The sequence below is a fragment of the Paenibacillus sp. FSL M7-1455 genome, assembly GCF_038004655.1.
In the GTDB taxonomy this organism is placed as follows: Bacteria; Bacillota; Bacilli; order Paenibacillales; family Paenibacillaceae; genus Paenibacillus_AQ; species Paenibacillus_AQ cookii.
In genome coordinates this window covers 15,001-28,030 of record NZ_JBBORO010000001.1, presented here as the reverse complement: position 1 = coordinate 28,030, position 13,030 = coordinate 15,001, and the positions used below count along the sequence as shown (strand labels likewise).

The 13,030-nt window shown below is 51.9% G+C and carries 13 protein-coding genes and 2 rRNA genes (1 of these 15 cut by a window edge); 2 read left to right on the top strand and 13 right to left on the bottom strand.

The features are described from left to right. Nucleotides 1-140 precede the first annotated feature (140 nt). Nucleotides 141-395, top strand: a complete 255-nt coding sequence (locus NYE48_RS00125; RefSeq protein WP_036712714.1) for an AbrB/MazE/SpoVT family DNA-binding domain-containing protein — start codon at nt 141-143, stop codon at nt 393-395. Nucleotides 396-604: 209 nt separating this feature from the next. On the opposite strand, the gene rsmI is transcribed toward NYE48_RS00125, so the two are convergent. From rsmI to NYE48_RS00075, 10 genes are all read right to left on the bottom strand, one after another. After that, nucleotides 605-1,489, bottom strand: a complete 885-nt coding sequence (rsmI, locus tag NYE48_RS00120) for a 16S rRNA (cytidine(1402)-2'-O)-methyltransferase (protein ID WP_212952144.1) — start codon at nt 1,487-1,489, stop codon at nt 605-607. After that, nucleotides 1,486-2,247, bottom strand: a complete 762-nt coding sequence (locus NYE48_RS00115; RefSeq protein ID WP_036712700.1) for a tRNA1(Val) (adenine(37)-N6)-methyltransferase — start codon at nt 2,245-2,247, stop codon at nt 1,486-1,488. Before NYE48_RS00115 ends, rsmI begins: the two co-directional genes overlap by 4 nt. Before the next feature lie 117 nt (nt 2,248-2,364). After that, entirely contained in the window at nt 2,365-2,727 is a 363-nt protein-coding gene (yabA, locus tag NYE48_RS00110) for a DNA replication initiation control protein YabA (protein WP_036712698.1), read from the bottom strand. A gap of 28 nt (nt 2,728-2,755) precedes the next feature. Then, complete coding sequence (locus tag NYE48_RS00105) at nt 2,756-3,556, bottom strand: PSP1 domain-containing protein (RefSeq protein WP_036712696.1); 801 nt, start codon at nt 3,554-3,556, stop codon at nt 2,756-2,758. Between the two features lie 47 nt (nt 3,557-3,603). After that, the gene (gene holB, locus NYE48_RS00100) at nt 3,604-4,578 is read right to left on the bottom strand and encodes a DNA polymerase III subunit delta' (RefSeq protein ID WP_339322853.1); all 975 of its coding nucleotides are present in this window, start codon (nt 4,576-4,578) and stop codon (nt 3,604-3,606) included. Nucleotides 4,579-4,790: 212 nt separating this feature from the next. Next, on the bottom strand, nt 4,791-5,234 hold the full coding sequence (locus NYE48_RS00095) for a YaaR family protein (protein WP_036712693.1): 444 nt from the start codon (nt 5,232-5,234) through the stop codon (nt 4,791-4,793). 338 nt (nt 5,235-5,572) lie between these two features. Continuing rightward, nucleotides 5,573-5,902, bottom strand: a complete 330-nt coding sequence (locus NYE48_RS00090; protein WP_036712689.1) for a cyclic-di-AMP receptor — start codon at nt 5,900-5,902, stop codon at nt 5,573-5,575. A 66-nt stretch (nt 5,903-5,968) separates the two neighbouring features. Next, complete coding sequence (gene tmk / locus NYE48_RS00085; RefSeq protein WP_036712685.1) at nt 5,969-6,613, bottom strand: dTMP kinase; 645 nt, start codon at nt 6,611-6,613, stop codon at nt 5,969-5,971. A gap of 219 nt (nt 6,614-6,832) precedes the next feature. Further along, nucleotides 6,833-8,434 (bottom strand): aminotransferase class I/II-fold pyridoxal phosphate-dependent enzyme, encoded by a 1,602-nt coding sequence (locus NYE48_RS00080; RefSeq protein WP_340996110.1) that lies wholly within the window; start codon nt 8,432-8,434, stop codon nt 6,833-6,835. A 321-nt stretch (nt 8,435-8,755) separates the two neighbouring features. Beyond that, complete coding sequence (locus NYE48_RS00075) at nt 8,756-8,947, bottom strand: sigma factor G inhibitor Gin (RefSeq protein ID WP_445164719.1); 192 nt, start codon at nt 8,945-8,947, stop codon at nt 8,756-8,758. 208 nt (nt 8,948-9,155) lie between these two features. Here NYE48_RS00075 and NYE48_RS00070 point away from each other — a divergent pair, with 208 nt between their 5' ends. Beyond that, a complete protein-coding gene (locus NYE48_RS00070) occupies nt 9,156-9,680 on the top strand; it encodes a hypothetical protein (protein WP_340996108.1) in 525 nt (174 codons plus the stop codon). Nucleotides 9,681-9,744: 64 nt separating this feature from the next. Here the strand turns inward: NYE48_RS00070 and NYE48_RS00065 are convergent, their stop codons facing one another. From NYE48_RS00065 to NYE48_RS00055, 3 genes are all read right to left on the bottom strand, one after another. Further along, nucleotides 9,745-10,164: a hypothetical protein gene (locus NYE48_RS00065; protein WP_212953316.1), complete on the bottom strand. Its 420-nt coding sequence runs from the start codon at nt 10,162-10,164 to the stop codon at nt 9,745-9,747. Between the two features lie 359 nt (nt 10,165-10,523). After that, nucleotides 10,524-10,640 (bottom strand): 5S ribosomal RNA (rrf, locus tag NYE48_RS00060). Nucleotides 10,641-10,817: 177 nt separating this feature from the next. Then, nucleotides 10,818-13,030 (bottom strand): 23S ribosomal RNA (locus tag NYE48_RS00055); it runs 834 nt beyond the window's last position.

The following is a 13,030-nucleotide window of genomic DNA, read 5'->3' as shown; positions in this document are numbered from 1 at the left end:
CATGCAATCTGTTCTCATTTTGGCGACGAATTTGCAGGTTGACTTTTTTGGGAATCGTTGGTATTATTGATATCATAAAAGAGAGAACGTTGTCGAATTATGGCACTATAAAACTATGGCGAGAGGAGCAATGATCAGTTATGATGAAATCAACTGGTATTGTAAGAAAAGTAGATGAACTGGGCCGGGTCGTTATTCCGATTGAATTGCGCCGCACACTGGGCATCGGGGAAAAAGACGCATTGGAAATTTACGTGGACGGAGAACGCATTATGCTCAAGAAATATGAGCCTGCTTGCATCTTTTGCGGCAATGCCGAGAACGTGACTTACTTCAAAGGAAAAATTGTTTGCCACGATTGCATCTCGGAAATCCCAACACCTGTGACAAATTAAGTTTTTTAGTATATAATAGTATTATTCTATTTGTTAATTCTAACCTTTTTCATATCTCCTTGGTGTCTCCTAGGCTAAGAACCCGGCCTTTGGAGACATTTTTTTGTCCCGCCGGCTGCGTTGCCCGCCGCAGGTTATGGGCCTTAAGGCACGCTTCCCGCAAGCGGGCTTGGTTTCGGCAGCCAAGGCATTGGGCATCTGCAGCAGGCTCAAATCAATGCGTTATAAATATCGCGCTTGGAGACGCCGCGGTCGACCGCGGTTTTTTTCATGGCCTCTTTGCGCGGAATTCCTTGTGCCTCGTAGTGCGCCACATGCTCCTCGATCGTCAGGTTCTGCCACCATGCGGCCAGCCGCTCCTGCTCCTCTTCCGGGCTCGTGCCTTCCACGACCACGCAATATTCGCCCTGCGGCGGATGCTCCTGAAGATAGTCGAGACATTCCTGGACGTCCCCGCGCACAAATTCCTCGTAACGTTTCGTCAGTTCCCGCGCCAATACGACTTTTCGGTTTCCAAGCACGCTTTGGATCGCGGTCAACGTTTTGATGACCCGGTGCGGCGATTCGTAAAACAGCAGCGTCCCCTGGGCCGACTGAAAAGATTGAAGCGTCTCCTCCACATCTTTGCGTTCCCGGGGAAGGAACCCGATAAAGGTAAAACGGTCGGTCGGAAGGCCGGATGCGATCAAAGACGACAGCGCCGCATTGGCTCCCGGAATCGGTATGACGCTGATCCCTTCCTCGACCGCCAGCTTGACGAGATCAGCCCCGGGGTCGGAAATCGCCGGCAGACCGGCGTCGCTGACAAGCGCCAAATTTTTTCCTTCTATTATATAGCGTATTAATTCCGGTCCGCTTGCCCCCTTGTTATGCTCATGGTAGCTGAACAGCATTTGCGGGCTAATCTCGAAATGCGTCAGCAGTTTTCGCGTCTGGCGCGTATCCTCTGCCGCGATGATGTCGCATTCCTTTAACGTCCGTATGGCCCGAAACGTCATATCCTCCAAATTCCCGATCGGCGTAGCGACAAGATACAGAGCCCCTTTGCCGTCTCCGGACCGGTTTTGAAAACTGCTTTGTCGTGTCAGACTCATGCTTCTCCCTCTTTGGAACCGTAGTAAATTTCCATGATTTCCGGACAATATCGGTTTTGCTCGTCATAAACGATCAGCGGCGGAAGCAGCCTTACCTCCGGTTTCCCCTCCCGTATGCATTCGATCAACACCATGTTGGCCTCCAGATGGGCACGGGGATGAACGAAACGCATCCGTTTCGGCTCCAGCCTATGTTTTCGCATCAAAGCGATGATATCGCCGAGACGCGACGGTTTATGAACCATGCTTACCTTTCCTCCCGGCTTGACCAATCTGAAGCAGGCTTGGATGACCTCCTCCAGCGTGCAGCTGATTTCATGGCGGGCAATCGCCTGATGCGGGTTGAGTTTGATGTCGCTTCCGTTCAGCGGCATGTAAGGCGGATTGACGGTAATGGCATCATAAGCCTGATGTCCCGTCTCCTTATAAAGCTCCCTTAAATCTCCCTCCCGAATGACGATCCGGTCTTCCATCCCGTTCATCGCCACGCTGCGTTTGGCCATACCGGCAAGCCTAGGCTGAATCTCGATCCCTTCGATGTGCGCTTTGGTGCGCGTGCTCAGCAGCAGCGGTATGACCCCGTTCCCCGTGCAGAGGTCCAAAATTTTTCCTCTTGGCGGTATGCCGGCAAACCGGGCCAGCAAAACGGCATCCATCGAAAAGCTGAATACCTCGTCGCTTTGAATGATGTGCAGATCATGCGTCAACAGATCGTCGATGCGTTCCGACGGCTCCAAAAGACTTTTGTCCATATTCATCGGTTCCATTTTCCTTTATCTATTGTTCTCTATCCGTCAAAGTTTACACTTACGGACCCGTTTCATTATAAATGCTTTATTTCTTGAAAAAAAACCGTAGGAATCGCTCCTACGGCTTCATTTATTCAAAAAAGACAGACAGAAAAGGCAGTCGCCTTCCGTGCGCAAATGTCCATAATACACGTTGCAAATGTGAAAGCCTTCATGATAAAGCCGTGCCAAATTGTCATACCCTTCGCCCACGACATCGCTGGGATGCTCGGGTTTGATCGGGACATGAGGCTGCGGCAAAGGAGCTCCCTCTTCAGCGGGCACAGCTTCCTTCAATATCTTGCGGAGGTGTTCGTTTTCCAACGTCAGTCGGTGGTTCTCCTCCAGCAGTTCTTTCATAATCAGCTTCATTTCACCCAGATCACTGTGGATCTGTCCCATTTGTGTTTCCATTTCTTGAATGTGTGCAAAAATACTTTTCTTTTCCAAGTCTCCACCCCGAAAGTAACCCTATGGTCTACTTAATGACAACGTCATCCATTTGCAGTTCCTTCACCTTGCCGATGTCAAACAGCTGGACATGAACGGAACGGTTTTCGGCGTTGATGCCAACCACCTTGCCTTCGCCCAAAGACGTGATGACGATTTTGCCTACCGATGGCAGTTCTTCCTTCACACTTTCATAATTATCATGCTCATATTTCAAACAGCACATAAGTCTTCCGCATAAACCGGAAATTTTGGTCGGATTCAGCGATAAGCTTTGGTCCTTGGCCATTTTGATGGATACCGGCTCAAAGTCGCCGAGCCACGAGGAGCAGCAAAGGATGCGACCGCATGGGCCGATTCCGCCCAGCATCTTCGCTTCGTCCCGGACCCCGATTTGCCTGAGCTCGATCCGCGTCCGGAAAATCCCGGCCAAATCTTTGACAAGCTCCCGGAAATCCACTCTTCCCTCAGCCGTAAAATAAAAAATGATTTTGTTACGGTCAAACGTAAATTCCACGTCCACCAGCTTCATTTTGAGCCCATGATCGCGGATTTTATTTAAACAGGTCGTAAAAGCTTCTTTCGCGGCCTGCTTGTTCTCTTCCACAACGCGTGCGTCGGCTTCGCCGGCGATGCGTATCACCTTTTTGAGCGGCAGGACCACGTCGGCTTCCTGCACCTCTTTTTTGCCGACCACAACTTTACCATACTCGATGCCGCGCGCCGTCTCAACGATAACGCTATGATCCTTTTCAATCGGAAAATCAAGCGGATCGAAGTAATAAATTTTGCCCGCTTTCTTAAAACGGACGCCCACTACACTGTACAAAAACTAACCCCCTTGTATGCCAGAGAAAAAATTGGCTGGCCATGAAGCTATCCTTCCAAACCGATCAAAAATTGTTCAATACAAAGTTGGCCATTCACATTGTAGCGCAATTTTTTCCGGCACTCTGCGGCCAAATCCATATAGGAGACCCATTGTGCTGTGCTGCGGGATGATGCATGCGTGGACAAGAACTCCAGCTGATCTATAAAAACGATACTTTCGTGCCTTCCGTACTGGACGTGAAGCATATCTTTGAACCACAAATGAAACAAGCTTAACAGTAAATCCAGATGATCGGAGAGCCCGGCCTTAAACACCTTCTGCCCTGCGGTCACCAGAGCGGAGCTGCCTCGTCCGAGGGCTTCCTTCCCTAATTGTAACACTACGTTTCTAATTTCTGCAAACCAATTCTGCTCGATCATTTCGCGGCATCCGTCCAGTCCGGAGGATAAATGCACCGCACAGCGCGCAAGCGCCGCCGGGTATCCTTCGTCGACCAGCTGCTGCAGCATCATTCCGGGATTCAGCGGAAAAAAGGGAATCGTCTGGGCCCGCGATTGAATCGTCGGCAGCAGGGCTTGTCCATTTTCGGTAATCAGGACGGCCACGGCCGGAACCGGGGGCTCCTCCAAAAATTTAAGCAGGCTGTTGGCGGCCTGCACCGTCATCGCATCCGCATGGTCTATGATATACACCTTCGGATTCTCCGATTCCGAACGATAGGAAAAGACCCGCTGCAATTCGCGGATCTGGTCTATTTTGATGGACGAACCTTCGGGAGCGAGAAGATGCAGATCGGGATGGTTGCCGTGCTGGACCTTGCGGCATTCCAAGCATTGCCCGCAGGCATCATCCACGCGTTCGGTACAGAACAGCGCCTGCGCAAACGCGGTTGCCGTCTTCATCTGCCCGCAGCCGGCCGGCCCGCTGAAAATGTAAGCATGGCTGACGGAATCGCTGCGAAGCGCATTTTGCAGCAGCTTCTTCGCCGCATCCTGTCCCATAATATCCTGAAAAGACATAGTTCCTCTCTTCCTAAAATGATTTTGCAAAACCGCAGACCCATTTCGGCAAGCCGTCGGCAGCGCCTATCGTTTCAGGCTTCTTCATAACCGGCAGCAGCTCCGAAACCCGTCCGGGATTTTGCAGAATCTCCCCTTTAAATCTGTCTTCATGATGATCGGTACTATCTCTAGTTTATCATGACAGGGCGAAGTTGTTCATTCCTATTTCTTCAAAAAACGAGATTGATCAGCATCCCGCGGATTTCGCCGATCCGCTGCAGCAGCTCGATTTTTCCTTGCTCGCTTTCCAACATTTCATCGGCCATTTCGAGTAATGCCGCATCAATCTCATCGATTAATTTATAACGTTTTCCCCGTCCGCGACGGTCCCAGCCCCGCGCTTCCTTCATGGTAACGCCGCGTCTTACCGTGTCCTCCAAAAATCGTTTCACCAGCAGACGGTATGCTTTAAGCTCGCGGATGGTCATGGAACGGGCAAGGCGTTCTCCTTGCATCTGGATCTCCTTGAACCGGCGGCCGAGTTCCTCCTGCGAGGCCGTTTCCTTCTGCTGCTGCATGACGTCCAGGAAGGATTTTTGCTGAACGGGTTTGGTTAAGCCGTCCGTTACCGGAAGTTCGCTTTTAATGGGCCTAAACCCCGGGTTGATTTTCACGTATATCTCCTGCCTTTGGCTGCCAAAAATAATAACCAGGCTAAACAATATGCCTTATACTGAAGCGATTTGCGTTCGCATCCATGAGATGGTTCGGCATGCTGCAACATGGATGGCCGCTGAAGGGACTGACAGGATGAATCTATCGGCGCTGTACTAAGCGCGAATCATCAGCAGCCCCATATCGTGGCCCGATTTGCAGCATCGCCTTTGAGGTTTGACAGGCTTTGCAGATGGCAATGCCTTTGTCCCGGGTACAATATAGAAAGCAACTTGCATCTCGTCCAACTATCGTCGTTTACGAGGCGGCTCTTTCGATTTTCGGGAACTTCCTCATTTTAGAAATGTTCAAACCGGTCTACCGGGAGCACGAATACGGTGGCTCCGCCCACTTGAACTTCAACGGGGAGAGGCAAATAAGAATCTGTCGTGCCGCTCATCGGCGTAACCGGGGTTACAAGCTGTTCCCTGACTTTACAACTGCTGCGGATGACGTTCATGACGGCCTCGACCTGACTGTCGTCCACCCCGATCATAAATGTGGTGTTTCCCGCCCGAAGAAATCCGCCGGTGCTTGCCAGTTTTGTCGCCCGAAAATTCGCCTTCACCAACCCCGCCGACAAACGGTTGCTGTCTTTATCCTGTACAATCGCAACGATCAGTTTCATCCTGCATTCCCTCCTCTTTGAATTTTGGCCTGCAATGAGCCATACTTACTTATTTGACAAAGCTCCTCAAAAATCCTTTAAAATCCGCTCTTCCAAGCTACGGATTATCTCTTGTTCGACATTTTCCACGGTTTGCGAAGCATCGATCACGACGATTCTGTCCTGAAAACGTTCGGCAAGCTGCAAGTATCCTTCCCGTACTTTATGATGGAACGATAAGTCCTCCAAATCGAGGCGATTCACTTCCCGGTCCCGGCTGGCGGCAATCCGCGCCAATCCGGCTTCCGGTTCGATGTCCAAGTAGAACGTAAGCTGCGGCATCCGGTCATGGATGGCAAATTGATTGATGGCCCATACTTCATCCATCCCGATTCCGCGGGCATATCCCTGATAGACAAGGCTGCTGTCCACGAAGCGGTCGCAAAGCACCAGCTTGCCTTCCGCCAAGGCCGGCTCGACCTTTTCCGCCAAATGCTGGCTGCGCGATGCCGCATACAGCAAAGCCTCCGTGCGGGAGTCCATTGCCGTATGGCTCGGGTTCAAAATGATTTCGCGTATTTTCTCGGCAATTTCGATGCCGCCCGGCTCGCGCGTCACGATATAAGGTACGGAGCGTTTTTCCAGATAATCCTTCAGCTTGGCGATCACCGTCGTTTTTCCGGAACCCTCTCCTCCTTCCAGCGTAACGAATATTCCCTTGCTTTTGCTCATTCAACATTCTCCTGCTCTTTTGCTATTTTTAGGTTGCGTCAATTGCCACGGTTCGATGCGCCAACGCCGCGTTGATTCCTGCTCTTGGTGTTGGTGCATCCTTTTAGCCGTCAGGTCGGTACATGCGCCGCATCCGGAAACATCGCCTGGAACGGACAGTCCCCATATGCCGGCAACTGCCCACGTTTGGCCTTTGGTTCCTTTGCAAGGATACGGCATTCATTTTCCGCTTTCCGCATGGCTTCCACGCTTGCGGACAAGGATCGTTCCCAACTTCGGATCCCGCACGCCCTGGCATTTAGCGCCGGAATGGGCAAGCCTTTTCAATTTCAGCGCCACCGATTCGGTGATCCGTTCGCCCGGATACAGAATCGGAATCCCCGGCGGGTACGGGATCACCATCTCCGCCGCCACTCTGCCTGCGCACGCATCGAGCGGAATGGCTTCCGTCTCATCAGGTTCCACCGGGATCAGGCTGAAAGCGATCGGCTCGGAAAAAGCCGCTTGGTCAAAAATGTTCCACGTGGAAAATTCGACATGAACGTTCTCTTCCCGGCTGTCGACCGGCAGCGAAGCATGCTGTACCGGGGCGCCTGACGAAAAATGCAGCGGCTGGGCGTCCGCCTTCTCTACAGATATATGCGAAAGGGCCTTCAAAAGGTGACGGGTGTCCTCCTCCGTCGACCCCAAACTATAGAGCAGGACCACGTACCGGTCATCGCTCATCTCGGGAATGCAGCCCCAGGCTTCAAGCCGGTGCTGCAGCTCGTAGCCGCTCAGGACCCCGGTGCGGTCATATATGACCACCTTGAACGGGTCCTGCGTGGCATAGGCCGCCGATGCTGCGCCGGCGGCATCTTGTTGCTGCTGCGCCCGCGGCTGCAGCAGCCCGAAGCGCGGCAGCTCTTGGAGGCCGCGCTTCAGGCTTTCCACGGCGGCAAGCCCCGCCGTGAAAGCCGCGGCGCCCTGCACGTGCAGCTGGCGCCGCGCCAGGTCGAGAGAGCCCATCACCGGGTACGATGGGCTCGAGCTTTGCACCATGGCGAGCCGCTGGCGGAGCAGTCCGCGGTTCACCCGCGGACCTTGGACGTGCAGCATGGCTCCCATGGTGAGCGCGGCCAGCATCTTGTGCGTCGATTGGACGACGGCGTCCGCGCCGCTGGCCAGTGCGCTTCGGGGCAGCCGGGGATGCTGCCCGTAATGGGCGCCGTGCGCCTCGTCCACGAGCAGAGGCACGTCGTGCCGGTGGCAGGCCCCGGCGAGCGGCGCCAAATCTGTTCCCATGCCGTAATAGTTGGGCATGGTGACAAGCACGCCTTTGGCCTCCGGATAGGCGGCTAACGCGGCGGCGACCGTCTCGGCTGACGGCGCCGTAGCCAGCCCGCTGGACTCGTCCACCTGCGGCTCGAGAAACACCGCTTTGGCTCCGGCCAGCATCAGGCCGTTTAATACCGACTTATGTACATTGCGTTGAACCAGCAACAGATCCCCCGGATGCGAGCAAACGGTCAGAATCATGGCCAAGTTGCCGGACGTGCTGCCGCCGACAAGGAAATAACTTTCCTCCGCCCCGAAACAATCGGCCGCAAGCAGCTGCGCATCCCGGATAACGCCTTCCGGATGATGAAGGTCATCCGTCCCTGTAATTTCCGTGACATCCGCCTCCATGACCTGATCCAGGAAGCCCGCCCCTCCAAAGGAGGCATAGGCTCGGCCTTTTTTGTGGCCGGGTACGTGGAAGGAGGCTTGCCTTCCGTTTTTATATTGTTGCAACGCCTCGAATAAAGGCGCTTTTCCCTTTTCCAGCTTTTCTGTGCCCATTTCAATTCGGTCCTTCCGGTTTCAATCTATACCCTATTTTACCGCATATTGAACCATCCAGCGAATTGAAACATAAGACGCCGCTAGCGTGTGCAGAAGCTGTTTGAAGGCCATCACAGTAAAAACACCTGCCATCCTGAGCGGCTGTTGCTGCTAGGAGCTGCCCTACGCCCTTCCTTTTCCGGTGTCATTCCCCGGTTATTTTCAGGATATTAAAAAAAGGGCAGGCTTCACGCCTACCCTTCCTTCGTCCGCAATTTTGCGGTGCACGATATATCCAACGGTATCGAGGCTATTTTCGAATATGTTGCCAAGGTTGCCTTACGCTTGTGTCTGCATGCTGATCTGTCTCATCTGATGAATGAAAAAATGATATTTTGCATCGCCAGCATCGGTGTGCACCATTTCGCTTTCGCAATCCTCGCAAATGAACTGGGACACAATGGTGATCCCTTCCTCTTTTGCTTGGCCGCAAATAATACAGACGTGTTCGGTATGATTGTCTTCCATCATCCATCCCACCTTGTTCCTTTGATTACTATGAAGTATGGCTCATTTTCTATTATTTTAAACCCTTTCATAGTTGTTTCATATCCCCAATGACCTAAACCATTCTTATGCAACTGCGACTAAACGCGTGTTTGTACAAGAAAACTTAACGAATTGCTTTCCATCAGCCGATATATGAAATAAAGACATGAGGGAGGAACGCTATTTTCCTATGATTGAGGAGAACCATAGTAACGCTACCTTTTATCATTATAAGTTAATCAAAAGGATTCCGGTAAAGCGGATGTTCGTCCGCTGTTATCTCCTTCTTCCTTATATCGCGCTCATTGCCGAGACCGTCATGATTTCCTGGAAAAGCCCGTTTTATTTTGCCTTGGCAGCTCCGCTCGTTTTCTGGATCCATTATGTCATCTCGCGCTCGGTACTGCTCCTTGCCGGACCTGCTTACCATAAACGGTGGAGTTTCTCCATGCGGCTGCCTTGGATCGGATACGTTACGGACCAGCATATCAGCTTCCGTTTGTTTCGCAAGGTCTATACGTATATTACAGGCATAGGGCTCGTTCTCTTTCTCATATTTCTGTTCCTGTCGCCTCTTTCATTTGTCGTCTCTTTGTTGTTCTGGCACTTCTGGCTGTTGCTGCCGCGTTTCTATGCCTATGCCCGCCTGTCCCGCCTCAGCAAAGACGGCATGATCAAATTTAACGCCCAGGATATCTCTTACTACAAACAATGATTCATTTATGCAGATGATTCCCGCTGAATGAAAAAAGACCGGCATCCCTAAAGATGCTGGTCTTTTATGGTTTGGTGGAGTCGGTGCTTTTTACGGCCGCCTTGCCTTTCGCAAGAACGGTCACCGTAAAATAATCGTCGTGGATGGTCAAATGAACCACCCGGTTTTGCTTTTCAAACACCTTGGAGGTTCCCTCCGATTCGTCCGTGTTTTCGCGCCAACCCCACTCTTTTATTTTCTCCAAATACGCTTCAGGAAAGCTGTCCTTTTCCTTCAAACCGTTCATTGAATAACGGACATAATCTATTTTAGTATTCCCTATATTTCGGTCAGTTCGATTCGCTTCCTTAGGTACGGGAAAGGTTTTCTCATTGGCGGCACCTTCGAAAGATGACCACGTCGGTTCAGACTTTCCGCACCCGGCAAGCAGCAGCATGACGATACCCAACAAAAGAAGAGCATGCAGCCGAAAAGATCTGCGCATGTATGTCCTCCTTCTTCCAAGATCGTTCCTCTTAAAAACCTTCAATACACCTCCTGACATGTACACTCCATATTATACTTACAACTTTTGGCGTGTCGGTAACAAAAATGTTACTAAAGTTTAACAACAATTAAAGGTCTGAGGCCTAAACCGCTGCCCTTTTTGCGGCATACGCATTTGAAGGACGTCTATACAAAAGCCTTATAGCGTATTTTGATCCAAACAAGCTTGCCCCAAAGACTTTCATGCATAGCGCTCTTCTAATCCCATGCCCCGTGGCAGAAGTTTAGATCGCAAATAGGACCTTTCACTATAAAATAAAAAAACCACCGTCGATTGTTCATCAACAGTGGTCCTTCGCTTGGCAGCGTCCTACTCTCCCAGGACCCTTCGGTCCAAGTACCATCGGCGCTGGAGGGCTTAACGGTCGTGTTCGGGATGGGTACGCGTGGAACCCCTCCGCTATCGCCACCAAACAGGATTTTTGCGCTGCTTTTGCTTCGGAGATCACTCACCAGCAAAATATCCATCCTCTAAAAGGACTTGCAGCTTCAAAATCATTCAGATGTTTGATCACCTGAAAACTAGATACGAAACGTTTGCGTTTTAATAAAGCATATGCTTCCGTAGCGAGCTTTCTTTCAGAAAGCTTTTAGGATAAGCCCTCGACCGATTAGTATTGGTCAGCTCCATGCATTGCTGCACTTCCACCTCCAACCTATCTACCTCGTCGTCTTCAAGGGGTCTTACATACTGGGAAATCTCATCTTGAGGGGGGCTTCACGCTTAGATGCTTTCAGCGCTTATCCCGTCCGTACGTAGCTACCCAGCCATGCTCCTGGCGGAACAACTGGTGCACCAGCGGTACGTCCATCCCGGTCCTCTCGTACTAAGGACAGCTCCTCTCAAATTTCCTACGCCCACGACAGATAGGGACCGAACTGTCTCACGACGTTCTGAACCCAGCTCGCGTACCGCTTTAATGGGCGAACAGCCCAACCCTTGGGACCTACTTCAGCCCCAGGATGCGATGAGCCGACATCGAGGTGCCAAACCTCCCCGTCGATGTGGACTCTTGGGGGAGATAAGCCTGTTATCCCCAGGGTAGCTTTTATCCGTTGAGCGATGGCCCTTCCATGCGGTACCACCGGATCACTAAGCCCGACTTTCGTCCCTGCTCGACTTGTAGGTCTCGCAGTCAAGCTCCCTTCTGCCTTTGCACTCTTCGAATGATTTCCAACCATTCTGAGGGAACCTTGGGGCGCCTCCGTTACTCTTTAGGAGGCGACCGCCCCAGTCAAACTGCCCGCCTGACACTGTCCCCGTACCGGATCACGGTACCAGGTTAGAACCTAGATACGATCAGGGTGGTATCCCAACGTCGCCTCCACACAAGCTGGCGCTCATGCTTCTTAGGCTCCCACCTATCCTGTACAGATCGTACCCAAATCCAATATCAAGCTGCAGTAAAGCTCCATGGGGTCTTTCCGTCTTGTCGCGGGTAACCTGCATCTTCACAGGTATTAAAATTTCACCGGATCTCTCGTTGAGACAGCGCCCAAGTCGTTACGCCATTCGTGCGGGTCAGAATTTACCTGACAAGGAATTTCGCTACCTTAGGACCGTTATAGTTACGGCCGCCGTTTACTGGGGCTTCGGTTCACAGCTTCGGGATTACTCCCTAACCGCTCCCCTTAACCTTCCAGCACCGGGCAGGCGTCAGCCCGTATACTTCGCCTTGCGGCTTCGCACAGACCTGTGTTTTTGCTAAACAGTCGCTTGGGCCTTTTCACTGCGGCCCCCTCGTGCTATTCACACTACCGGGGCACCCCTTCTCCCGAAGTTACGGGGTCATTTTGCCGAGTTCCTTAACGAGAGTTCTTCCGCGCGCCTTAGAATTCTCTTCTCGCCTACCTGTGTCGGTTTGCGGTACGGGCACCTTCACCTGGCTAGAGGCTTTTCTTGGCAGTGTGAGATCATGACCTTCGGTACTATAATTTTCCCTCCCCGTCACAGCCCAGCCTTACGATGTGCGGATTTGCCTACACATCAGCCTCACTGCTTGGACAGACATCCATCAGTCTGCGTCACTACCCTCCTGCGTCACCCCATCGCTCATAGCGGTTTACGGTGGTACAGGAATTTCAACCTGTTGTCCTTCGACTACGCCTTTCGGCCTCGCCTTAGGTCCCGACTTACCCTGAGCGGACGAGCCTTCCTCAGGAAACCTTGGGCTTTCGGCGGATCAGATTCTCACTGATCTTTTCGTTACTCATACCGGCATTCTCACTTGTATACGCTCCAGCGCTCCTTCCGGTACACCTTCAACGCTGCATACAACGCTCCCCTACCCCTGAATCGACTTCACTCCGCCTTCGAAGTGTGTTTAACCCCTGAGAGCATTTGGTCATCCTTGATTTCATCTCAAGTCTGACATAAATGTTCATCTCAGGCTCACTACCTCAAAGAAGCAGTGAAGTCGATTCAAGCCATAGCTTCGGTGGTGTGTTTAGCCCCGTTACATTTTCGGCGCAGAGTCACTCGACCAGTGAGCTATTACGCACTCTTTAAATGGTGGCTGCTTCTAAGCCAACATCCTGGTTGTCTGTGCAACTCCACATCCTTTCCCACTTAACACACACTTGGGGACCTTAGCTGATGGTCTGGGCTGTTTCCCTTTTGACAATGGATCTTAGCACTCACTGTCTGACTCCCGGTCAATCAGTCTATGGCATTCGGAGTTTGACTGAACTTGGTAACCCTTGCGGGCCCCGCACCCAATCAGTGCTCTACCTCCACGACTGTACAACCGAGGCTAGCCCTAAAGCTATTTCGGGGAGAACCAGCTATCTCCGAGTTCGATTGG